The following is a 2427-nucleotide window of genomic DNA, read 5'->3' as shown; positions in this document are numbered from 1 at the left end:
CTGCTGCTGTTCTAACCATTGGCTAATGCAGTCTTCTGGGGGGATCTCTGGAAAACAATATAGGCCGCCCCATAGCCCTTGCATCGGCCGTTGCACCAGTAAGTATTGCTGTTGCCAGCGTAAGATAAGCATTTGCACCGGCTTGGCTGGCAGCACTTTTTTCGGTTTTTTACCGGGGAAATCGGTTTGGCGCTGGTATTTAAATGCTAAGCAATCATCGGCCACTGGGCAGGCTTGGCACTTAGGTTTGCTGCGAGTACAAATCATCGAACCTAGGTCCATCATCGCTTGGTTATAGGCCGCGGTTTGCTCGCTGGGGGTATTGGTTTCGGCCAGTTGCCATAGCTGTTGTTCTACGGCTTTTTTGCCCGGCCAGCCACTAATCGCCTGATGACGCGCCAATACCCGTTTTACATTACCATCCAAAATCGGCTGCGCTTGGCCTAAGGCTAAAGACAAAATCGCCCCAGCGGTGGAGCGGCCAATGCCCGGTAAGTCAACCAGTGCATCTAGCTGCTCGGGAAATTGCCCCTGATGACGGCTTACCACTAATTGGGCGGCCTTATGTAGGTTGCGGGCTCGGGCGTAATAGCCTAGGCCCGTCCAAAGGTGCAGCACTTCATCGGTATCGGCTTCGGCCAAGCTGCTTACCGTGGGGAAGCGTGCCATAAAGCGTTCAAAGTAGGGGATTACCGTAGCCACTTGGGTTTGCTGGAGCATGATTTCCGAGAGCCACACTTTGTAGGGGCTTTTATTTTGTTGCCAAGGCAGGTGTTTGCGCCCAGCTTGGTGGTACCAAGCCACTACGCGGCTGGCAAAATCATTTTGTGGTGTTGTCATGCGTTGTGTTTAACTTAAGTAATGGGTGGGCAGTGAGGTAGTGGATTTCATCATTTCCATGGAAAAGGCCGAACTCACATCGGTGAAGGCCAGTCGCTCAATCAGTTGTTTATAGACTTTGTCGTAATCTTCGATGCTGGGCACAACTACCTGTAATAAGTAGTCGACACTGCCGCTCATGCGGTGGGCTTCGATGATTTCTGGAATTTCTTGAATGGTTTGGTTGAATTGATCTAACCATTGTTGGTTGTGCTGCGAGGTGCGCACACTAACAAATACCGTGACCCCAAGATTGAGTTTGTTGCGATCGAGCAATGCTACCTTATGGCGAATAAATCCGGCTTGCTCTAGCTTTTGAATGCGCCGCCAGCAAGGTGTGGCAGATAGACCAACCCGTTCGGCGATGTCATTTAGTGGCATGCTCACATCGCGCTGTAGCAAATCGAGTATTAACTTATCTTTACTATCGAGTTTCATTTTTTAGTTTTAGCTCAATCTTGAGTGATATTTACTATTTTCTAGTGCTTAGGCCGAAGAAACAAGCTTTAACTCGCCGAGTTAAACTTTTCACCTAACAGACTTTGTTCTAACCAGAGTGCCTTGGTGGGGTTAAAGCCGCCCTGGGCCAACAATTCGGCTTCACTAAGCTGGCCTTGCAAGTGTTTAATGATCAGGCTAGTGGAACGTTGATTAGCCAGTAACCAGCAATCACTCTCATGGTATTCACCGTGGTTTTGCGGTTCGCCATTAAGTAATACCGGCATAAAGCGCCAGGCTTGTCCGGGAATATAGTGCCCCTTAAGCTGAATATTTTTTTGCCCTTGCTGAACTTGCACTTGATGGTAGATCCCTGCTGCGCCACCTAGCGTAAAATTGATGTTAATGCGGTGTTCACCACAGGCCAGTTCCAGCTTAAGCTCTTGCTCGCTGGTTTGCTTGCTGAGTTGCCGAGGTTCGCCCAACAAGTGCAGTAACCAAGACAGCGGGTGGCTGGCGGTTTCCAAAAACCATTGCTCTAAACTAAATTTGAGTGGCAAGTTTACTTGCGAGCTAAGTTGCACCCTTACTGGCCCCTGTGTTGGCTGAATCAGTTGATTTATTAATTGGGCGCTTTCCAGCTGGTTAAAGGCGTAGTTCACCCACAAACGCTTTGGCCAGTTTGCCGGTAGCTGGTTGGCCGAGAGGCCTAACAACGGTTTTTCGCAGATAATCGCCTGCTGGGAAAAATGCTCAATTACCTGCATATGGCTTATTGCAGGCGTGGCAATAATCACCAAGTCTACTTCTGGAACCTGCGTTAAAGACTGGCAAGCATGAGCAATATTAAGCTGTTGGGCTAAGCTTTGGGCGCGTGGTAGATCAACATCTACTAATGCACTTAGCTCTAGGCCGCTTTGCTGCAGCGCAGCTAGGTGCACCATGCCCCAATTACAGCCAATAATGGCGGCTTTTGTGATTGGTTTAGTTTGCGACAACACCAACTCCTAAGGATTCACTTTGGCAGCCACTACAATGAAGCGAGCGCCTTCATCACCGGCTTTTACAAAGTGGCTTTGTCCGGGGTGGATGCAATGCGAATCACCCACT

Annotated in this window: 3 protein-coding genes; all 3 read right to left on the bottom strand. The window is 49.3% G+C overall.

Annotated features, from left to right (window positions below):
- Positions 1–840 (bottom strand): A/G-specific adenine glycosylase (gene mutY / locus ACQY6Q_RS08190; RefSeq protein WP_427980045.1); only part of this gene is annotated, 840 nt, incomplete at its 3' end.
- A gap of 9 nt (positions 841–849) precedes the next feature.
- A complete protein-coding gene (locus tag ACQY6Q_RS08185; protein ID WP_427980043.1) occupies positions 850–1317 on the bottom strand; it encodes an Lrp/AsnC family transcriptional regulator in 468 nt (155 codons plus the stop codon).
- Between the two features lie 68 nt (positions 1318–1385).
- Entirely contained in the window at positions 1386–2315 is a 930-nt protein-coding gene (locus ACQY6Q_RS08180; protein ID WP_427980041.1) for a Gfo/Idh/MocA family oxidoreductase, read from the bottom strand.
- Positions 2316–2427: the final 112 nt, after the last annotated feature.

Origin of the sequence: Agarivorans sp., assembly GCF_050295395.1 — a bacterium.
Lineage (GTDB): Bacteria > Pseudomonadota > Gammaproteobacteria > Enterobacterales > Celerinatantimonadaceae > Agarivorans.
Note: the sequence above shows the minus strand (reverse complement) of the source record. Positions and strands in the feature narration are given on the sequence as shown.

Excerpts from the sequence above, each read along its gene's own strand:
- ACQY6Q_RS08185 (WP_427980043.1), bottom strand. The coding sequence starts at position 1,317 with ATGAAACTCGATAGTAAAGATAAGTTAATACTCGATTTGCTACAGCGC.